Origin of the sequence: Haloprofundus marisrubri (assembly GCF_001469955.1) — an archaeon.
GTDB lineage: Archaea > Halobacteriota > Halobacteria > Halobacteriales > Haloferacaceae > Haloprofundus > Haloprofundus marisrubri.
In genome coordinates this window covers 57,584-76,935 of sequence record NZ_LOPU01000037.1, presented here as the reverse complement: position 1 = coordinate 76,935, position 19,352 = coordinate 57,584, and the positions used below count along the sequence as shown (strand labels likewise).

Annotated in this window: 17 protein-coding genes; 6 read left to right on the top strand and 11 right to left on the bottom strand. The window is 64.0% G+C overall.

Translation table 11 applies throughout. From position 1 onward, the window contains the following. Positions 1-11 precede the first annotated feature (11 nt). From AUR64_RS18045 to AUR64_RS18025, 5 genes are all read right to left on the bottom strand, one after another. Complete coding sequence (locus AUR64_RS18045) at positions 12-1,214, bottom strand: cation:proton antiporter (RefSeq protein ID WP_058583363.1); 1,203 nt, start codon at positions 1,212-1,214, stop codon at positions 12-14. A gap of 119 nt (positions 1,215-1,333) precedes the next feature. Then, positions 1,334-1,834, bottom strand: coding sequence for a cation:proton antiporter regulatory subunit (locus AUR64_RS18040; protein ID WP_058583362.1), 501 nt, complete (start codon positions 1,832-1,834; stop codon positions 1,334-1,336). Between the two features lie 71 nt (positions 1,835-1,905). Further along, a complete protein-coding gene (locus tag AUR64_RS18035) occupies positions 1,906-2,499 on the bottom strand; it encodes a hypothetical protein (protein ID WP_058583361.1) in 594 nt (197 codons plus the stop codon). After that, positions 2,496-4,286 (bottom strand): glycine--tRNA ligase, encoded by a 1,791-nt coding sequence (glyS, locus tag AUR64_RS18030; RefSeq protein WP_058583360.1) that lies wholly within the window; start codon positions 4,284-4,286, stop codon positions 2,496-2,498. Before glyS ends, AUR64_RS18035 begins: the two co-directional genes overlap by 4 nt. 1 nt (position 4,287) lies before the next feature. Then, positions 4,288-5,145 carry a CBS domain-containing protein gene (locus AUR64_RS18025; RefSeq protein ID WP_058583359.1) on the bottom strand — a complete coding sequence of 286 codons (858 nt, stop codon included), beginning with the start codon at positions 5,143-5,145 and terminating at the stop codon, positions 4,288-4,290. A 261-nt stretch (positions 5,146-5,406) separates the two neighbouring features. On the opposite strand from AUR64_RS18025, the gene AUR64_RS20990 reads away from it, so the two are divergent. The 4 genes from AUR64_RS20990 to AUR64_RS18010 all read left to right on the top strand — a co-directional run bounded on the left by AUR64_RS20990 (position 5,407) and on the right by AUR64_RS18010 (position 12,135). Continuing rightward, complete coding sequence (locus tag AUR64_RS20990; RefSeq protein ID WP_169794676.1) at positions 5,407-5,577, top strand: DUF7556 family protein; 171 nt, start codon at positions 5,407-5,409, stop codon at positions 5,575-5,577. Positions 5,578-5,717: 140 nt separating this feature from the next. Then, positions 5,718-6,137, top strand: coding sequence for a PPC domain-containing DNA-binding protein (locus tag AUR64_RS18020; protein ID WP_058583358.1), 420 nt, complete (start codon positions 5,718-5,720; stop codon positions 6,135-6,137). A gap of 1 nt (position 6,138) precedes the next feature. Next, the gene (locus AUR64_RS18015) at positions 6,139-11,166 is read left to right on the top strand and encodes a DNA polymerase II large subunit (protein WP_058583357.1); all 5,028 of its coding nucleotides are present in this window, start codon (positions 6,139-6,141) and stop codon (positions 11,164-11,166) included. Positions 11,167-11,292: 126 nt separating this feature from the next. Further along, positions 11,293-12,135: an NAD-dependent epimerase/dehydratase family protein gene (locus tag AUR64_RS18010; RefSeq protein ID WP_058583356.1), complete on the top strand. Its 843-nt coding sequence runs from the start codon at positions 11,293-11,295 to the stop codon at positions 12,133-12,135. Positions 12,136-12,172: 37 nt separating this feature from the next. On the opposite strand, the gene AUR64_RS18005 is transcribed toward AUR64_RS18010, so the two are convergent. Continuing rightward, positions 12,173-12,913, bottom strand: a complete 741-nt coding sequence (locus AUR64_RS18005; protein WP_058583355.1) for a cytochrome c biogenesis CcdA family protein — start codon at positions 12,911-12,913, stop codon at positions 12,173-12,175. Continuing rightward, the gene (locus AUR64_RS18000; protein ID WP_058583354.1) at positions 12,907-13,539 is read right to left on the bottom strand and encodes a TlpA family protein disulfide reductase; all 633 of its coding nucleotides are present in this window, start codon (positions 13,537-13,539) and stop codon (positions 12,907-12,909) included. Before AUR64_RS18000 ends, AUR64_RS18005 begins: the two co-directional genes overlap by 7 nt. A 201-nt stretch (positions 13,540-13,740) precedes the next feature. Here AUR64_RS18000 and AUR64_RS17995 point away from each other — a divergent pair, with 201 nt between their 5' ends. Then, positions 13,741-14,070: a DUF7130 family rubredoxin-like protein gene (locus AUR64_RS17995; protein WP_058583353.1), complete on the top strand. Its 330-nt coding sequence runs from the start codon at positions 13,741-13,743 to the stop codon at positions 14,068-14,070. Positions 14,071-14,169: 99 nt separating this feature from the next. Continuing rightward, positions 14,170-15,066, top strand: a complete 897-nt coding sequence (locus AUR64_RS17990) for a ketopantoate reductase family protein (RefSeq protein ID WP_058583352.1) — start codon at positions 14,170-14,172, stop codon at positions 15,064-15,066. Positions 15,067-15,092: 26 nt separating this feature from the next. On the opposite strand, the gene AUR64_RS17985 is transcribed toward AUR64_RS17990, so the two are convergent. The 4 genes from AUR64_RS17985 to AUR64_RS17970 form a co-directional block, all read right to left on the bottom strand. Then, positions 15,093-16,640 (bottom strand): sulfatase, encoded by a 1,548-nt coding sequence (locus tag AUR64_RS17985; RefSeq protein ID WP_058583351.1) that lies wholly within the window; start codon positions 16,638-16,640, stop codon positions 15,093-15,095. A 93-nt stretch (positions 16,641-16,733) separates the two neighbouring features. Further along, entirely contained in the window at positions 16,734-17,105 is a 372-nt protein-coding gene (locus AUR64_RS17980) for a NifU family protein (protein ID WP_058583350.1), read from the bottom strand. 91 nt (positions 17,106-17,196) lie between these two features. Next, positions 17,197-17,517: a DUF5783 family protein gene (locus AUR64_RS17975; protein ID WP_058583439.1), complete on the bottom strand. Its 321-nt coding sequence runs from the start codon at positions 17,515-17,517 to the stop codon at positions 17,197-17,199. A 420-nt stretch (positions 17,518-17,937) separates the two neighbouring features. Continuing rightward, positions 17,938-19,242: a TIGR00341 family protein gene (locus AUR64_RS17970; protein ID WP_058583349.1), complete on the bottom strand. Its 1,305-nt coding sequence runs from the start codon at positions 19,240-19,242 to the stop codon at positions 17,938-17,940. Positions 19,243-19,352 lie beyond the last annotated feature (110 nt).

Here is a 19,352-nt window from a genome sequence, read left to right as displayed (position 1 = left end):
AATCGCCGCTTCTATCCCGTCGTCTCCGACTTCCGACGTTCGAGAATGCCCTCGAACACCTCCGAGTACTGCATCAGCACGGTCCCCAGAATGCTCATCACGAGCACGTAGCCGACGGCGAACGCCGGAATCACCTGCGTCATGATTGGGCCGCTGCCGGTCGCGGCGACGGTGGCGATGATGAGCGAGAACTCCCCCCGAGTGACCATCCCGAGGCCGACGCGGAGCGAGCGGCGGTCGTCGAGGTCGTAGATGCGGCCGCTGTAGAAGCCCGAGAGAATTTTCGTCGGCGTCGTCGCCACGACGGCGACGGCCAGAATCCCCACAGTCGTCGCCACGAGCAGCGGGTCGGTGCCGAGGCCGATGTAGAAGAAGAAGACGGCGGCGAAGATGTCGCGGACGGGCGTCAGCAGTCGCTCGATACGCTCGACGTGGTCGGTACTGGAGAAGCCCATCCCGACGAAAAAGGCCGCGACGGCCTCGCTCACACCGATGGCGAGCGCGATGCCCGCGACGAACACCGCCATCGCAAGTACCCGAAGAACGAACAGTTCGCTCGAATCGGCGTCGAAGACGCGCTCGAACAGCGGGCCGCCGAACCAGACGCCGGCGAGCAGGATTCCCAAGAACGCGACGGCGATAGCGACGTCGGTGGCCGCGGATTCGAGGCCGCCGCTGCCGCCGACGAGCGCCGCGACGACGGCGAGATAGATGGCGATAAAGAGGTCCTCGAAGACGAGCGTTCCGAGCATCGGTTCGCTCTCGCTGTTGGCAATCCAGCCGAGGTCGATGAGCGACTTCGTGATGACGGCGCTCGACGAGATGTAGACGATACCACCCAGAAGCACCGATTCGAGCAGGCTCCACCCGAACAGGAGACCTAAGCCGACCCCGACGGGGAAGTTGATGCCGAGGTCTAACAGCCCCGACCCGGTGATTCGTCTCCGGGCTTCCAACAGGCGGTCGAGGCTGAACTCCAAGCCGAGGAAAAACAGTAAGAGGACGATGCCGATTTCCGCCAGAATCGTCACGATGTCGCCGGCGGGGACGGCGAACTCGGCGGCGTAGCGTCCGAGCACGTTCGGGCCGACGAGCATTCCGACGAGAACGTACAACGGAATCACCGACAAGCCGACCCGGGTAGCTATCGCGCCTGCGACGGCGATGCCGACGAACAGCGCGCCGACCTGCCACAGTTCCATCGCCGCCGCCATCTAGCCGCCACCTCCGCCGGGAGCCGTCGTTTTCGGCTCAGCCATCGCTGTCGCCTGAGCCGTCGTTTTCGGCTCAGCCGTCGCTGTCGGGTCGTCCGTTTTCCGCCGCGTCTTCCGACTCATTCGTTGGACGATGATTCGGCGGTTGCGTACTCTTGGAACTCCCGGCAGGCGTCCTGCCCACCGATGACGACGAGCGTGTCACCCTCTTGGAGCGTCAGGTCCGCTTCGGGGTTCGAGATGGTCTCGTCGCCGCGCTGGACAGCGATAACGGAGACGCCGACGCGCTGTCGAACGTGCGATTCGGCGAGCGTCTTACCGACCAGCGGCGACTCCGCGGAGAGTTTCACCCACTCGATGAGCGTGTCGTCCGACAGCACGGTGTCGATGGTCTCGGTTCGAATCGGCTGGAAGTACGCTCCCTCCATGATGGTGCCGACCTGCCGCGAGAGGCGGTCCGAGAGCTCGAACAGTTTGTCGGAGTCCGCATCCGGTGACTCGCGGAGATACAGCTCTCGTTTGCCGGTGTTGTGGATGACGATGACGAGTTGGCTCCCGTCGTTCAGTTCCACCTCGAACTTCTTGCCGACGCCGGGAAGGTCGCTCTCGTAGACGGTCATACCCTGAAAGATTGAACGCCGACACTAAGGCTCTACCGTCGTCGAATTTCCGCGGCCGACGTGTCAGCCGATTACGCGAGCAGCCACAGCGCCGCCGCGATGCCGAGACACGCGGTGGGCGGAATCGAGAGGTTGTCGTCGATGACGTAGCCCGCGACGACGGGTTTGACGCCGTCGGCGAACGTCGCGCCCGCCGCGCCCGCCGCCGCCGCACCGAGGCCGACGAGACGCGTCGTCTCCGCGGGACCCGTTGTGAAGGGGACCGCCAGCGCGAAACAGACGAGGAACATGATGGTGAGCACGCCCAGTTCCTTCGCGCGGCCGGCCTCGTTGCTGCCCAGAATCCCGCTAATCGGGTCGCCGATAGTGAGCATCAACATCCCCGGAATCGCGACGAACCACGGGAACAGCCACGCGACGGCGGTCAGACTGTACATGTACAGCGCGTAGCCCGCGACGTTCTCCTGTTCGTACTCACGAGTCAGGTTTCGGTACACCCACCAGTCGAGGCCGACACCGAGGCGGACGAGTTCGAGCACCGACACGAGCGCCGAGAGGCCCAGAAGAACGTAGCCGAGTTCTTCCCACGTGACGACGCCGAGCAGGTACAGCGCCGGGATGCCCGTCCCGCTGACGTGGACGCCGCGGCGCGCGAGTTCGCTCACGCCTCCGCGGTGTCGGCGTCGACCCGCTCGTAGCTGTCGAGCAGGTCGTCGAACGTCTTGCGACCCTCGCGCACCGCCGTCAGTTCGTCGACCAGCGCGTCGACCGGCAGGCGGATTTGGGCAGTGGTGTCGCGTTCGCGGACGGTCACTGTCGTCTCGCCCTCGCTCTCGACGCCGTCGCGGTCGACGGTCACACAGAACGGCGTGCCAATTTCGTCTTTGCGGCGGTAGCGACGGCCGATGTTCCCCGAGTCGTCGTACTCCGCGGAGAGACCGGCCTCGCGCACGTCGCGCACAAGTTCCGTTGCGAGGTCGGTCAGTCGCTCGTCGTTGCCGACCAGCGGGAAGACGCCGACGTAGGTCGGCGCGACTTCGGGTTCGAGCGCGAGATACGTGCGCTCCTCGCCCGCGACTTCGTCCTCCCGGTACGCGTGTTCGAGCACGGTGTACACCGTCCGGCCGACGCCGAACGACGGTTCGACGACGTGCGGGGTGATGTGCTCGCCCGATTCGGTCTGCTCTTCGACGCGGAAGTCGGCGACCTCCGTCGAGACGGTGTACGTTTCGCCGTCGGCGTCGACGGTCACCTCGTCGCCGTCGAAGGCGTCGGGGTCGCGGGCGGCGAGGTCACGAAGCGCGTCGGCGATGTCGGCGGCCGCGCCGCCGAACTCCGGACCGAGCGTGCTCATGTCGGGGTCGACGACGGCGCGTTCGACCGTCTTCGGTTCGTCGTACTGTTTGAAGACGGTGAAGTCGTCGTCGCCGTACTCGCCGTGTTTCGAGAGGTCGTAGTCGCCGCGGTAGGCGAAACCGGCGATTTCGACCCAGTCGCCACCGAGTTCGGATTCGGCGTCCCAGCAGTCGCTGGCGTAGTGGGCGCGTTCGCCCGCCAGATGTTGGCGGAAGCGGAAGCGGTCCATGTCGACGCCGATGCGCTCGTACCACTCTTGGGAGATGCCGAGGTAGTAGGCGACCCACTCGTTGGCGATGACGCCCGCCTCGACGGCCTCGCCGATGGTCGTTTCGAGGTAGCCGCCGTCGTCTTTGTTCTGCTCTTCGGCGGAGTACAAGCGAACCTCGACATCAGCCACGGCGTCGAGGTTCGGTTCGTCCTCCTCCGGGTCGATGAACTGCTCTAACTCCGCTTGCGTGAACTCGCGGACGCGGACGAGACCTTTGCGGGGGCTGATTTCGTTGCGGTAGGCGCGGCCGATTTGTGTGACGCCGAACGGCAACTGATTTCGGGCGTACTCCTTGAGTCGCGGGAACTCCACGAAGATACCTTGGGCCGTCTCCGGACGGAGGTAGCCGGGTTGGTCGCCGCCGGGGCCGATGTCGGTGCTGAACATGAGGTTGAAGTTCTCGACGGCTTGGCCCGCGAGCGGTTCGCCGCAGTTCGGACAGTGGATGTCGTGGTCGGCGATGAGGTCTGCGACTTCCGAGTTGGGAAGCGCCTCGGCGTCTTCGATGTCGGTGACGTCCTCGACGAGGTGGTCGGCGCGGTGGCTCTCGCCGCAGGACGCGCACTCGACGAGCATGTCGTTGAAGCCGTCGAGATGGCCCGACGCCTCGAAGACCGGTTCGGGCATGATGGTCGGCGCTTCGATTTCGCGGTTACCCTCCTTGACGGTGTAGCGGTCGCGCCACGCCGACTCGACGTTCGCCTTCAGCGCCGCACCCTGCGGGCCGAACGTGTAGAACCCGGCGACGCCGCCGTAGGCGTCGCTGGAGAGAAAGAAGAAGCCGCGGCGCTTCGACAGTTCGGTGATGGCTTGCGTATCGGCCATCTCAGAGCGCCTCCAGCAAGTTCACGTCGCGGACGACGCCGACGAGTTCGTCGCCCGAAACCATCGGAATCTGTTCGATGTCGTTCGTAATCATCTGCTGGGCGGCTTCCTTGGCCGTCCGGCGGCGCGACAGCGTCACGAGGTCGGTCGTCATGAATTCGGCCGTGGGTTCGGCGGGAATCTCGACGTTTCGGGTCGGGATGTAGCGCTTGCCGACGGCTTTGATGCCCTCCCACATCCACTCGTCGTCCTGGTTGGCCATCGAGTCACCGGTGTCGTCCTCGCCTTCGACGACGCGAGCGACTTCGATGATGTCGACTTCGGTGAGGATACCCGACATGCTCCCTTCTTCGTCGAGCGTGATAGCGTACGGGACGTTCGCGTAGTAGATTTCGCGTTCGGCGACGGTCAGCGGCGTCTGCGCGTACGTCGTGTTGATGTCCGTTGCGGCGAGCCCACCGACTTCCGTCTCGCCGTCGGCGTCGCCGCGGGCGATGGCGTGGACCACGTCGGTGACGGTGACGATGCCGACGAGCGTCGTCGCGCCGTCGACTTCGACGACGGGGACGCGGCGTGCGCCCTCACGGAGCATCAGTCGTGCGGCGTCGGTCAGGTCGGTGTCGGGCGTCGTCGTCGGCACCTCTCGCATCAAAATGGCGAGTTGGTCCTCGTCGGGGTGTTCGATAAGGTCGTCGCGGGAGACCAGTCCACGGTACTCCTCGCCGTCGTCGGTCTGTTTGACTACGGGGACGGAGGAGAACCCGCGCTCTTGGAGATATTCGAGTACGTCGTCCCGCGTGCCTGGGAGTTCGACCGTCACGACCTCCTCGCGGGGCGTCATGGCGTCGGCGACTTGCATAGCGTCGCGTACTCTCTCGCACACCTTGTACTCTGCGAAGGTGTGGTGGACCCTCTCGCCCGGGGCGTCGGTTCTCTGTTAATACCGTTTCGCTTCCTGTAAACTCGTTTTCTATTCTAGTCGAGACCGACCGTTCGCCGCTAATCGGTGTCTCAGGGCGCTCTGGTGGCCGTCCGACACCGAAAACTTACCCACAGTGGAACGGGACAACTGGCCTGTCGTTTCGGTGTGTTTATTACCCCATGCGATAACATCCCATACATGACGCCGGAAGCGACGGCAGCCGTCGATGCCCCGGACGCCGAGGTCATGGCCTCGGTGGATTCCTCCTCCCCCCGCAGTTCGGAGTTCATTATCGCGGACATCACGCGAGACGACGCCTGGCTGTCGATGCGAGCGGCCGACGCACCGGTACTCGACGAGTGGTGCTGACCGTCCGCGACTCGCCTCCCTCCGCGATTTTTCGACACTGACCGCCGAGCCAGCGTCGAGCGACGGCCCTCATCCGCGCCGACCTGACACCGACCCGCGAACACTGAACTTTTTTGACGGTCCCCCGCAACCAGTGGTCCATGAACTACCGGGAGGTCACCACGAGTCGGGAGTTTCTGGCGCGACTCGAAACCGGTGCGGACTGGCGCGAGGAGATAGAGGAGTTCGCCGAGCGGGAGGGAATCGACTCGGCGTGGTTCAACGCGATGGGCGCGGTGCAGGACGCCGACGTCTGGTTCTACGACCAAGACGACAAAGAGTACCGCTCGGTGCAGTTCGACGAACCGCTGGAAGTCGCCGCCTGCGTCGGCAACGTCTCGCTGCTCGACGGCGAACCGTTCGCGCACACCCACGCCGTGCTCTCGCGGCCCAGCGGGCAGGCGCTCGCGGGCCACCTCAACGCCGCAACGGTGTTCGCCGGCGAGGTGTATCTCCGCACGTTCGACGAGTCGCTCGAACGCGAGCACGACGACGTAACCGACCTCGACCTCTGGCTCTAACGTGAGACCGGACGACGAGCGCTACTTCGCGCGCATCGAGAACCGCCTCGACGAAGCGTTCGAACTCGCCGACGCCGCCCGCGAGCAGGGGAAAGACCCCGGCACGGAAGTCGAGATTCCAGTCGCCAAAGACATGGCCGACCGTGTCGAGAACATCCTCGAAATCGAGGGCGTCGCCGAACGGGTCCGCGAACTCGAAGAACAGATGTCCCGCGAGGAGGCCGCACTCGCACTGGCCGAGGACTTCGCGGAGGGCCGCGTCGGCGACTACGACACCCGAGCAGGCAAAGTCGAAGGCGCGGTTCGGACGGCCGTTGCTCTCCTCACCGAGGGTGTGGTCGCCGCGCCCATCGAAGGCATCGACCGGGTCGAAATCCTCTCGAACGACGACGGAACCGAGTTCGTCAACGTCTACTACGCCGGCCCGATTCGCTCCGCCGGCGGGACCGCACAGGCGCTCTCGGTTCTGGTCGCCGACTACACGCGGACGCTCATCGGCCTCGACGAGTACAAAGCCCGCGACGACGAGGTCGAACGCTACGTCGAGGAGGTCGACCTCTACGACAAGGAAACCGGATTACAGTACTCGCCGAAGGACAAGGAGACGCGCTTTATCGCGCGGAACATGCCCATCATGCTCGACGGTGAGGCGACCGGCGACGAGGAGGTGTCGGGGTATCGGGACCTCGACCGCGTCGACACCAACTCCGCCCGCGGCGGGATGTGTCTCGTCATGGCCGAGGGTATCGCGCTGAAAGCACCGAAGATTCAACGTTACACCCGCCAACTCGACGAAGTCGACTGGCCGTGGCTCCAAGACCTCATCGACGGCACCATCGGCAAAGACGACGACAAGGAGGCCGAGACAGAAGCCGAGGGCGACGAGGAATCGGCAGACGCAGCGGACGCGCCGGACGCAGACGAGGAGGCCGTCGACGCCGAAGGCCTCGACTCCATCGAACCCGACGGCCCGCCGCGCGTCGAACCCGCGACCAAGTTCCTCCGCGACCTCATCGCCGGTCGCCCCGTCTTCGGTCACCCGTCCGAGGAAGGCGGCTTCCGCCTCAGATACGGCCGGGCGCGGAACCACGGTTTCGCGACGGCGGGCGTCCACCCGGCGACGATGCACATCGTCGACGACTTCATCGCCACCGGCACCCAGATAAAGACCGAACGGCCCGGCAAAGCGGGCGGTGTCGTCCCCGTCGACTCCATCGAAGGGCCGACCGTCCGCCTCGCCAACGGCGACGTTCGGCGCGTCGACGACCCCGAGGAGGCACTGGAGATTCGAAACGGCGTCGAGAAGATTCTGGACCTCGGCGAGTATCTCGTCAATTTTGGAGAATTCATCGAGAACAACCACCCGCTCGCGCCCGCCTCCTACACGCCCGAGTGGTGGATACAGGACCTCGACCACGCCGGCGCGGACGTACAGGCGCTCCGAGACTCGCCGCGGGTCGACCTCGAATCGCCGACCGCCGAACAAGCGCTAGAGTGGGCCACGGAGTACGACGCGCCGCTGCACCCCGAGTTCACCTACCTCTGGCACGACATTTCTGTCACTGAGTTCGAGGCACTCGCCGACGCCGTCGCCGCCGGCGAACTGACCGACGGATTGCTCGCCATCGAACGCACCGAGACCACGAGGAAGACGCTCGAACATCTGCTCGTCGAACACTCCCAGACCGAAGACGCGCTTCGGATTCCGGCGTGGCGACTGCTCGCGCGGACGCTCGGCGTCGACGACGGCCTTCGAAAGACGTGGGACGCAGACGACCTGTCGGCGGAGGCCCGTGAGTGGGACGGCGGCGACAACGCGATGAAAGCGGTCAACGAGATTGCACCGTTTACGATACAGGAGCGCGCGCCGACCCGAATCGGCAACCGGATGGGCCGACCGGAGAAGTCGATGAGCCGTGACCTCTCGCCGGCGGTTCACACGCTGTTCCCCATCGGCGAGGCCGGCGGCAGCCAACGCGACGTAGGTGAGGCCGCTCGAAAGATGGACGACCGGGGCCGACGCGGTATCGTCGGCGTGCGGGTCGGCCGCCGCGAGTGCGCCGCCTGCGGCGAACACACGTACAAGCCGAACTGTCCGTCCTGCGGCGGCCACACCGAACCGTACTACGAGTGCATCGACTGCGAAATCGAGGTCGAACCCGACGAAGCGGGTCGCGTCGTCTGCCCACGCTGTGAGCGCGAAGTCGAGAGTCCCGACTGGCACGACGTCGACGTCGGCGGCGAACTCTCGGATGCGCTGGACGCCGTCGGCGAGCGCAAAGCCTCCTACAAGATTCTGAAAGGGGTCAAGGGACTCACGTCGGCACACAAAACGCCGGAGGCAATGGAGAAAGGCATCCTCCGTGCGAAACACGGCGTCACGGCGTTCAAGGACGGAACCGTCCGCTACGACATGACGGACCTGCCGGTCACCGCCGTTCGACCCGAGGAACTCGACGTGACGGCCGAACATTTCCGCGAACTCGGCTACGACCGCGACATCGACGGCGAACCGCTGCGCCACGACGACCAACTGCTCGAACTCAGAGTCCAAGACATCGTGCTCTCGGACGGCGCGGCCGAACACATGCTGAAGACCGCGAACTTCGTCGACGACCTCTTGGAGAGCTACTACGGGCTTCCAGCGTTCTACGAGGTGAACGAGCGCGACGACCTCATCGGCGAACTCGTGTTCGGGATGGCTCCGCACACGAGCGCAGCGGTCGTCGGACGGGTCGTCGGGTTCACGTCGGCGGCTGTCGGCTACGCACATCCGTACTTTCACGCAGCGAAACGTCGCAACTGCTTCCACCCGGAGACGAGGGTCTGGTTCGAGGACGAAGCGGGTGAATGGCACTACGACGACATCGAATCGCTCGTCGAAGCGCGACTCGACAACCCCGAGACGGACGATTTCGGGACGCTGGTGCAGGAACTGGAGAGAGACGTATTCGTTCCTGCAGTCGGTCCCGACGACAGTCCGTGTTTGAGTCGTGTAGAGTCGGTCTCGAAGCACCAGTCGCCCGACCACTTGGTACAGGTGGAGACACGGAGCGGTCGCACACTCACTGTAACGGCAGACCACAAACTCCGCCGATGGAACCAAGGACTCGAACCAGTGGAGGCCCACTCTCTCCAAGTTGGTGACGAACTCCCGGCGCCAGAGGCTGTCTCCTTCGACGGAGAACGGGCCGAATTCGACCTCTTAGAGGAGTTCCTCGCGGTTGAGTCGATTCCAAACGACGACCTCGTGATTCGTGGTCTCGGCGCTGAGCGGCTCAAAACACTGTTAGACGACGTGACGCCCGGCAAAGGTTACTGTAAGGCTACCGCCGAGACGCTCGGGGTTAGTCAATCGACAGTTTACAACTGGGTCGGTAGAGACAGTGTTCCCGTCAGCGTCCTCAGCGAACTGGTAGGCGAACAGAGCGTCGCTAAACGCGTTCCCACCGACGTCAAGCTTGGTATCCGCCGGGATACAACAACCGTGTCTCGCCAGTTGACGGTCGACGAAGACGTCGGTACTCTTCTCGGATACTACGCGGCTGAGGGGTTCACCCGTCGCAAAGCTGGCCAGTTCTATCAGACGACAATCTGCACCCCAGACACGGAGGCACGTACGGCAGTCATAGACGCTTTCGCAAACGCGCTCGGGATTGAGGCTTACGAGGAGAACAAGTGGAAAGTGACAGCATCGAGCCGCCTCGTCGCAGCGCTGTTCTCCGACATCCTCGACGTTGGCGCCCGAGCCGAATCGAAGCGCGTTCCCAACTGCGTCACTTCGTCGACTCGTGGGGTTGTTGCCGCGTTCCTCTCCGCATACTTCAGCGGCGATGGAAGTGCGTCGAGTGACCGTGTCGAGATTCGCGCCCACACGGTTAGTGACAAACTTTCGCAGGACGTCATCGGTCTCCTCAAGCGGTTTGGAATCGCCACGAAGACGTACTCTGAGGCACGTACCATCAGTTCGGGTGTCGTTGCTGACTTCTACGATGAGTCACCGACGTTCGAAGCAACCGTCCTCAAGATAACCTCCGAAAACGCCGCACGCTTCGCCGAAGAAATCGGATTCCATCTCGACCGAAAACAGGCTACGATAGAGACTGCGCTGGCCGCGACCGAACTCCGTTCACAACGACTCTTCGGTGACGGTGGCGACGTACTCCTTGACGAAGTCGTTTCGGTCGAGTACGTCAAGAGCGATGTCGACCACACGTACTGTCTTACTGTTGAGCAGACGCATACTCTCGTCGCTAACGACCTCTACGTCGGCCAATGCGACGGCGACGAAGACTGCGTCATGCTCCTCATGGACGGTCTCCTGAACTTCTCGAAGGAGTTTCTGCCCGACAAACGCGGCGGGCAGATGGACGCGCCGCTCGTGATGTCCTCGCGCATCGACCCCTCCGAAATCGACGACGAGGCGCACAACATGGACATCGTCCGACAGTACCCCAGAGAGTTCTACGAGGCCACCCGCGAGATGGCCGACCCCGGCGAGGTAGAGGAACTCATCACCATCGCCGAGGACAATCTGGGGACGGACCTCGAATACACGGAGTTCTACCACACCCACGACACCACGGACATCCACCTCGGGCCGGCGCTGTCGGCGTACAAGACGCTCGGGTCGATGACCGAGAAGATGGACGCCCAACTTCACCTCGCGCGTAAACTTCGCGCCGTCGACGAGACGGACGTCGCAGAGCGGGTCATCGAGTACCACTTCTTGCCGGACCTCATCGGCAACCTCCGGGCGTTCTCGCGGCAGAAAACGCGCTGTCTCGACTGCGGCGAGAAATACCGACGAATGCCGCTCACCGGTGACTGCCGCGAGTGCGGTGGCCGCGTCAATCTCACAGTCCATCAGGGCTCGGTGAACAAGTACATGGACACCTCCATCGAGGTGGCCGAAGAGTTCGGCTGTCGCGACTACACGAAACAGCGCCTCGAAGTGCTCAAGAAGAGCTTAGAGAGCGTTTTCGAGAACGACAAGAACAAACAAAGCGGTATCGCGGACTTCATGTAACGCTCTCTCGGTCCCCGATTCCGTAGCGAAATACGCGCAGCGCACAGGCGTCACGTGACTTCCCCGACGGCGACCTGCGGGTTCGCCGACGCGAGCAGCTATCGTCGACCGCTGCAGTAACACGGTATGGACGTACTCATCACCGGCGGCCACGGCGTCGTCGGAACCGCTATCACCGACCACCTCGGCGACGACGAGGCGTACGAGTTTACGCTGCTCGACGTCGACCCGCCCGCCGAGGACACTCCGCACGACAGCGTCGTCGCCGACGTGCGCGACTACGACGCGATTCGCCCGCACTTCGAAGGGAAAGACGCAGTCGTCCATCTGGCGCTCGTCCCCGGAACCGGCGGCCCCGACTCGCGCGAACTCGGCTGGTCGAAGCCGCAGTCGGACAATCTCGAGGCGCTTCACAACGTCTACGAGGCGGCCGTCGACGCCGCTCTCGACAGTATCGTCTTCGCCTCCTCGAACCACGCCGTCGGCATGGTCGAGGTACGGAACGCGCCCGAGGTGTACCACGATGCAGGAGTCAAAGTCGACCACACCGAACCGCATCGCCCGGACTCGCGGTACGGCCTGACGAAGAGCTACGGCGAAGACCTCGGCCGCCTCGCCGCCGAATCCCACGGCATCCGATTCTACGCGCTCCGTATCGGGTCGGTTCGTGCGCCCGAGTACGACCACCCCTACGGCGACGCCGAACGCGGCGTCGAAGATGGAAAGTGGGAACGCGGCAGCGACGCCTACGAGGAACAGGTCGCCCGACTCAAGGGTCTGTGGCAGTCCCGCCGTGACCTCGCGCACCTCGTCGACTGCTGTCTTCGCGACGACTCCGTCGAGTGGGACCAGTTCTACGGCGTCAGCGAAAACAGCCGACGATGGCTCGACGACCTCGACCACGCCCGCGAGACCGTCGGCTACGACCCGCAAGACGCCGGTGAGGAGTGGGACGCGCCGCCGGAGTAAGCGCGAAACGCATTCGGGAGCGCAATCGGCCGGCCGCTCACCCTCGAATCGCGGACGTGGCGTCGAACAGCGGTCCGAAGATAGCCTCGAACACTGGCTCCACGACGTTCGAGACGCCCGCGACGTCGAAGACGACGAGCAGGTAGTACGCCGAGACGAGGAGCATTATCGCACCCGTCACCCGGTTTATCGGGTCGCTCCGTCGCGCGAGCCATCGGGTCGCCCGTTGTCCGGCCGACTGTGAGACGACGCCGAACGCCAGAAGCGGGGTTCCCATGCCGAGGCCGAAGCAGAGAAAGCCCACGAATCCTGCCAGCGGTGTGTCGAACAGCACCGGGGCACGCGCGAAGAAGAGCGCGAGTAGGCCGGGATTACAGGGGAGGACGATAGCTCCGAAGAAGAAGCCGTAGCCGAGCGCCGAGAGCACCGGGTGACTCGACTGCGGCGGTTCTCGCGTCGGAATCCGGTGAGTAAGGTCGCCACCAACGAGTAGTACGCCGCCGAAGACGGCGAGCACCGCGAAGGCGACGGGCGAGACGACTTCGACGACGAGCGTCAGCGACACCTGCAGGAGAAACGAGAAGACGACGCCGATGAGGCCCATGAACGCGACGACGCCGGTGGTGACGAGCGCTGCCAGCACGACCGACGGAATCGGGCGCGATTCGTCCTGCGAGGAGAGATACGCGAGAAACCCCGGATACAGTGGGAGCGCGCAGGCGGCGGTCAGCGGCGTCGCCGCACCGAGGAGGAACACCTCGACGAACCGGCCTAACATCCGTTCGTCCGCTCGCGGAGGAAAGACGTAGACTTCTGCCCGTCTTTCAGTCGACGGGCGCTCCCGTCGGGACACCGCAACACCATCGGCACCGACGGCGGGTTCGTCATACTCACCCCGAACTCGTCGACGAGTGCGTTCGTTACCTCGGGCGGCGAGATGGCGTATCGCCAGTCGTAGCCGTTTTCGTCGGCGTGCGTCCGCACTTTTTCAGCATCCTCGTTCTGGTCGACGTTCAACGCGACGCTGACGACGTCGTCACCGACTGCCTCGTGGAACGCGATGAGTTCGTCCTGCTGGCGCTTGCAGTTCGAACACCAGACGGCGAACGTCTCGACGAGTACGGGTCGGTCGAACTGGTCGATGGTGAACGTCTCGTCGGTTCGCACGTCGGTGAGCGTCGTCGTCGCCCACAGACTCGCTTCGGCCTCGTCGGTTCCCGTTGTCGTTCCCGTCCCCATTGCGTCCGACCCCGCCGTCTCCGCACCCGGGTCGGGACTGTCTGCTTTCCCTTCATCGGCCCCTGCCTCTCTCCCCCCAAGGCAACCGGCGACTCCACTCGTCGAGACACCGACCGCCCCAACACCTGCGAACCGGAGATACTCTCGTCGAGTGTACCTGTCCATGCGCCGAAAGGAAGACTCGAACTCATATCGCTGTTGCGCGGTTACGCACACAAGACGCGAAACCGCCGAACGGATGGGACAGGTGACCGTCCGTCTTCTCCGACCGACCGTTCACCGGACTGTTGACTTTCTCGGACCGACTGCTTGCGGGGTGTCGACACAGCGCAGAATTTTATCCCCGTCGACACCGAACCCTCGACTATGGTTGGAGATGGTGGCGAGACTCCAGACGACGTGTCCGAATCGGAACTCGAACGACTCGACTTGGGCGAGGCCGTCTACGACTCCGACGGCACCCAACTCGGGACCATCCGCGGCTTCGACGAAGGCGGCTTCTACGTGACGATGCGCGAGGGGATGGAAGCGCTGAGCGTCGAACACGCCCGCGTCGGTCAGGAGTTCGGCGAGGGCTACCTGATGTGGCGCTGTACCGAGTGCGGCGAGATGGGGTCGATAGACGACGGACTCCCCGACGAGTGTCCCAACTGTTCGTCGCCAAAAGAGGACCTCTACTACTGGACCGAGGACTGAGTCCGTCGACGAACGGTAGTCGAACAGGGTCGAGTACCGTCGAACCGCGGTCGGCCCCCAACTGAACGCCTTTTTATCGCCCGCTTCGAGAGAGGCGGTATGGACGTCGTCGTCTTCGGTGCTGGGAGTCTCGGCAGTCTCGTCGGCGGGTTGCTCGCGCGCGCACACGACGTGACGCTCGTCGCCCGCGACCCCCACGCGAGTCGCGTCCGCGAGTCCGGCCTCCGCGTCTCGGGGGCCGTCGAGACCCACACCACGCCCGACGCGACGACCGACGGCGCGAATCTCTCGGCGGACCTCGCGTTGGTGACGGTGAAGGCGTTCGACACCGCCGAGGCGGCGAACACACTCGCCACCGGCGAGTTCGGCGCCGTCCTCTCACTGCAGAACGGTCTCACCGAAGAGATACTCACCGACGAACTTGACGCGCCCGTCCTTGCCGGGACCGCCACCTACGGCGCACGACTGCTCGAACCGGGCCACGTCGACTGCACGGGCGTCGGCCGAATCGTTCTCGGCTCGCTCGACGGCGGTCCCGACCCGGTCGCCGAGCGAGTCGGGCGGGCGTTTCGCGCCGCCGGTCTCGAAACGCTCGTCGCCACGGATATGCCGCGGCGTCGCTGGACGAAACTCGCGGTCAACGCCGGTATCAACGCGGTGACGGCGCTCTCACGGGTGGAAAACGGCGCGCTCACCGACGGCGACGCTGCGGAGTTGGCACACGCTGCCGCCCGCGAGACAGCCCGTGTCGCCCGTGCTGAAGGCGTCTCACTCCCGAACCGCCGCGCACGAACCGCGCTTTCGCGGGTCGTCGACGCGACGGCAGACAACCGGTCGTCGATGCTGCAGGATATCGACGCCGGACGCCGGACGGAAGTCGACGCCATTTCGGGAGAAGTCGTCGCTCGCGCGGAGCGACATCGTCTCGACGTTCCGACGAATCGGACGCTTGCGGCGCTGTTGCGGGCGTGGGAAGCGGGGAGAGGGCTTCGTTAACCACCGATTGCGGGAGCTTTCGGACTCTACTCCATGTAGCCGAGGTCCCGAAGCCGTTCTTGGGTCGTGTCGTCCATGTCGTCCAGCGCGTCGTCGGTCACTTCGACGTCGTCCGCACCGGTCCACGCGCCGCCGGCGGCCTCTTCGAAGCGCGCCAGCGCCTGTTCTGCGGCCTCGATTTTCTCGTCGCCCTTGCCGGCGAGGTTCGTCAGTTCGCCGGGGTCCTCGTCCAGACGGTACGCTTCGTTCGGGATGCGGTCGATGCGGACGTACTTGACGTCCGGGCGGCGCACCGCGCGCATCCGCGAGTAAAAGCGGGAGTCCTCGGGAAGCGTGACGCCGCCGGCTTTCGCCTTCTCCTCCAGTTGTTTGAGTTCGACGATAGGTCGGGAGTACTCGACGAAGGCGTAGTCGCCGTCGGGTGACCCCTTCTGCCCGGGGTCGGGCGAGTCGGCGTCTGCGAACTCGCGGTACGATGCGGAGAGCAACGACCGTGTCTCGTCGCGGGCGACCACGTCTTCGCCGGGGGAGGCGGGTTTGCCGCCTTCGACGTTGAGTGCGTCGAGAACGGTGTGATAGAGGTCGACCAGTTCGACTTGGTCGTCGCGGCGACCCGTGCCGAGTTCGGGATGTTTGACCATCAGCGGGACGTTGATGAGCGGGTCGTACAGGCAGAACTCGTGGCCGTACAGGTCGTGTTCGCCGTGGAGTTCGCCGTGGTCCGCACAGACGACGACCATCGTGTCGTCCCAGCGGTCGGTCTCTTTGAGCCAGTCGAACAGCCGAGTCAGTTGGTCGTCGATGTGGGCGATTTCGGCGTCGTACAGCCCGCGGATATCCTCCCACTCGCTGTCGGTGATGTCGCGTGCGCCGGAGTTGTACTCCTTGGAGTTCTGGCAGACCTCCGTCGAGTCGACGCCGGGTGCGAACTTCTCTCTGTACTCTTTCGGCGGGTGGTACGGGAGATGAGCGTCCATCAGGTTGATGAAGGCGAACGACCGGTCGCTCTTCTCGATGAACTCCATCGTCTGGTCGATGACGGCGGGCGTCTTCGAGTCAGCACCCTCACCGTCGGCGAGATACTCGTGGGCGGTGTTGCCGAGGCTGACCAACTTGTCGGCGACGGCGCGAAGGCGTTCGTTGTCGTTGAGGGTCTTCCACGCTTTCGCCAGCGGCCCCGAGAGCAAGTCACCGGGCATCACCTCGAAGAAGTTGTTCTGGTCGTCGAAACCGTCGGTGAGGTGGGTGTAGGGTGTAATCCACGCGTTCGAGGAGTAACAGGCCGTGTCGTAGCCTGCGGCCGACAGCGTCTCCGCGAGCGTGGTTGCGTTGTCGAGATACGGCGTCTCCTGGTCGGCACCGTGACGACTCGGGTACATCCCGGTGAACATCGACGCGTGGACCGGCAGCGTCCACGGCGCGGGTGCGACGGCTTGTTCGAACACCATCGACTCCTCGGCGAACGATTCGAGGCCGGGCGTCGTGGGTCGCTCGTAGCCGTACGGGGTCAGGTGGTCCTTTCGAACCGTGTCCATCACCACGAACAACACGTTCGTGGGAGACTCGTCGCTCATACCTCACTGTCCGTCGCTAACGGGAATAAAACACGGGTATGTTTCCGGGTGCTAAGCCGACGCTACTGCAGTGTAGACGAGCCTAAAACGGCGTTAGAAGGGGGCTTGGGGGCCTTCGTCGCTGCCGCCGTCGTCGTCGCCGGTCGTCTCGCCGGGGAACGACGGACTCATGCCGCCGTCGCCACCCATGCCACCGCCGCCGCCCATTCCGGTGTCGGCGTTGACTTTGTTGATTTCGGGAATCTCTTTGACCATTCGGCTCTTGATAGCCTGGATGGTCATCGGCGAGATGCCACATCCCGAGCAGGCACCGCCGAGGGCGATGCTCACTTCGCCGTTCTCTCGGTCGAGGTGCTGGATGGCGGCGCTGCCGCCGTGCATCTGAATCTGCGGGAAGTTACGTCGCAGGAAGTTGGTGACGCGCTCTTTGAGGTCGTCGTCGGCGTCCTGTGGCTCCGTGCTCATGTGCGCGGCTTGGCGGTGTGGCGTCTTATGCCTTTGGTTCGTCCGGTCATCACGCAGACGAAACTCTGGACTCAGCGTTCCAACTGCCCGTTTAGGGTCGTTCGACGCCGAACACCCGGTGGTGTTCTGCCTCCAGTTCGTCGACGTAGCGCTCCAGTGTTGCATCCAGTTTCTCGTCGTCGACGACGACGCTCGTGAGTCGACCGTGGGGGTCTTCGGGAAGTCGAATCCGGAACCGACCGTTCTCGAAGACCGGTTCGGATTCGTTGAGAATCTGCTGGTCGATGCCGTGGATGAGCGTCGAGTCGTACTCCTCGTTCATCGTCTCGAAGGCGCTCTTGTACGCACGCTGGAGTTGCGGGAAGTAGTGGACGTACTTGTCCTCGAACTTCTCGGGGTCGAAATCGGTCATACCGGTGAGTCGGCGGGCCGAGCGCAAAAGTCGGACGGTCCGACGCTCCGAACGCTCATTCCATATCTCGATATCTAGTTTATCGTAGCGCTCCGACGTGTCGCTCGCACACAGACGCTCGGCGGCCTGCACACCGTCGCTGCCTGCCTCGTCACTTCGTTCGTGACCTCGACTGCTAGGCGTTCCGAGATAGAATTCCACGTGGTGACGCCGGGGGAGTTACTCGACGCTACGCACTGCGGTGGGCGAGCGGTCGGCCGACTACGACACTGTCTCTCCTCGCGCGCTGTGTTTCGTTCTCCGGGACGACTTCGCCACGTTATCGATCCCATACACTATATGTCGATATACGAATTGGCACACCGGCCGTGAATTGGCGCGTGTCGGCCCATCACGAGTGCAAAGCCATCGATACGTCGGCTATGCGGTGGCTCTATCCGACACCTGCTCGTCGAGGAACCCGACCCGAACCGCGATATCGAGACCGGTTGCTTCGGTGAGATGGTCGTCGAACTGCTGGGCGAGGTCCGGCGGGACGGCCGTCCCTTCTTCGACGCCGACGAGAATTTCGATTTCGTACGCCTCCGAAGTCGCGTAATCGACGAAGTCGAACTCGGTGGTGATTCCCTCGTAGTTCAGCCCGTCGTATTCGGGGTCGTCGAGCATCGCCGCCGCTTCACGCGTCAGTTCGATTTCGATTTCGTGGGTGAGATACTCGGCGGCGGTGACCCCACCGAGAACGACCGACAGGAGGAGCATCCCGACGCCGATTCCTGCGAGACGTTTGATGACGCTTCGTCGAATCGCCCGTTGGTCGAACGACTCGTCGCCGACGGGCCGGTAGCCCGCGAGGTAGAAGAGAACGAGCGCCGAGAGGTTGATTGCGAGCAGGTTCACGAGAACGAGCGTTCCGGCGGCGAGTGCGACGCCATCGAACCCCCACGCGAGACCCAACCCAGCGGTGGCTGCCGGCGGGATGAGTGCGACGGCGATGGCGACGCCGACGAGTGCCGACCCGGCGTTGCGCATCACACTGATTGCACCGGCGATTCCCGACCCGAGCGCGAGAAACAGCGAGAGAAACGTCGGAGTGGTCCGTTCGGCGACTTGGGGTATCTCTCGGATGTCGAGTTCCGGGGGGAGCATGAAGGTGTCTTTGAGCAGGAATCCCATCGTCGCACCGACGGCGATGGCGAGGCACAGTCCGAACACTTGGAACGTCACCCCTCGGGATGCGAGTCGTTCGTCACCGAGAACGGTCCCGACGCTGGCAGTGATTGCCGGACCCATCAAGGGAGCGACGACCATCGCACCGATAATCGTCGCCGCCGAATCGGAGAGCAACCCCGCAGTGGCAATCATCGTACTCAACACGAGGAACGCGACGTACGTCGACCCCGCCGGAGCGAGTTCTTCGGCCCGCGCAACGAGTTCCTCGCGTGAAATCCGGAGCCCCTTGTAGCGCTTCTCCAAGAGATTGGTCCGCTCGGAGATGACCGTCTCCGTCGCCATCACAATCGTGTAGGCGTCTTCGCGGATGCCCGCCGATTCGAGTCTGTCGAGAACCGGTTCGACGCCGCTTTCGGGGATGGGAAACGAGACGAGCGCTTCGAAGTCACCACGCCCTGTCTCCTCCCACACCGCGTAGTCGATGGTCTCCTCGTCGAGCGCAGCGAGGACCGATTCGCGTGTACCGTTGGGAATGAGAACCTGTACGAGCCGCATACCATTCGTAGGATGGATGACAATATAACGTTCGCGTAGGTTATCGCTGAATTATGCTCTCGAGACTCACGCTCCCGTTCGGAGTTCGCTGCCCGCTCTCGAACTCTGTT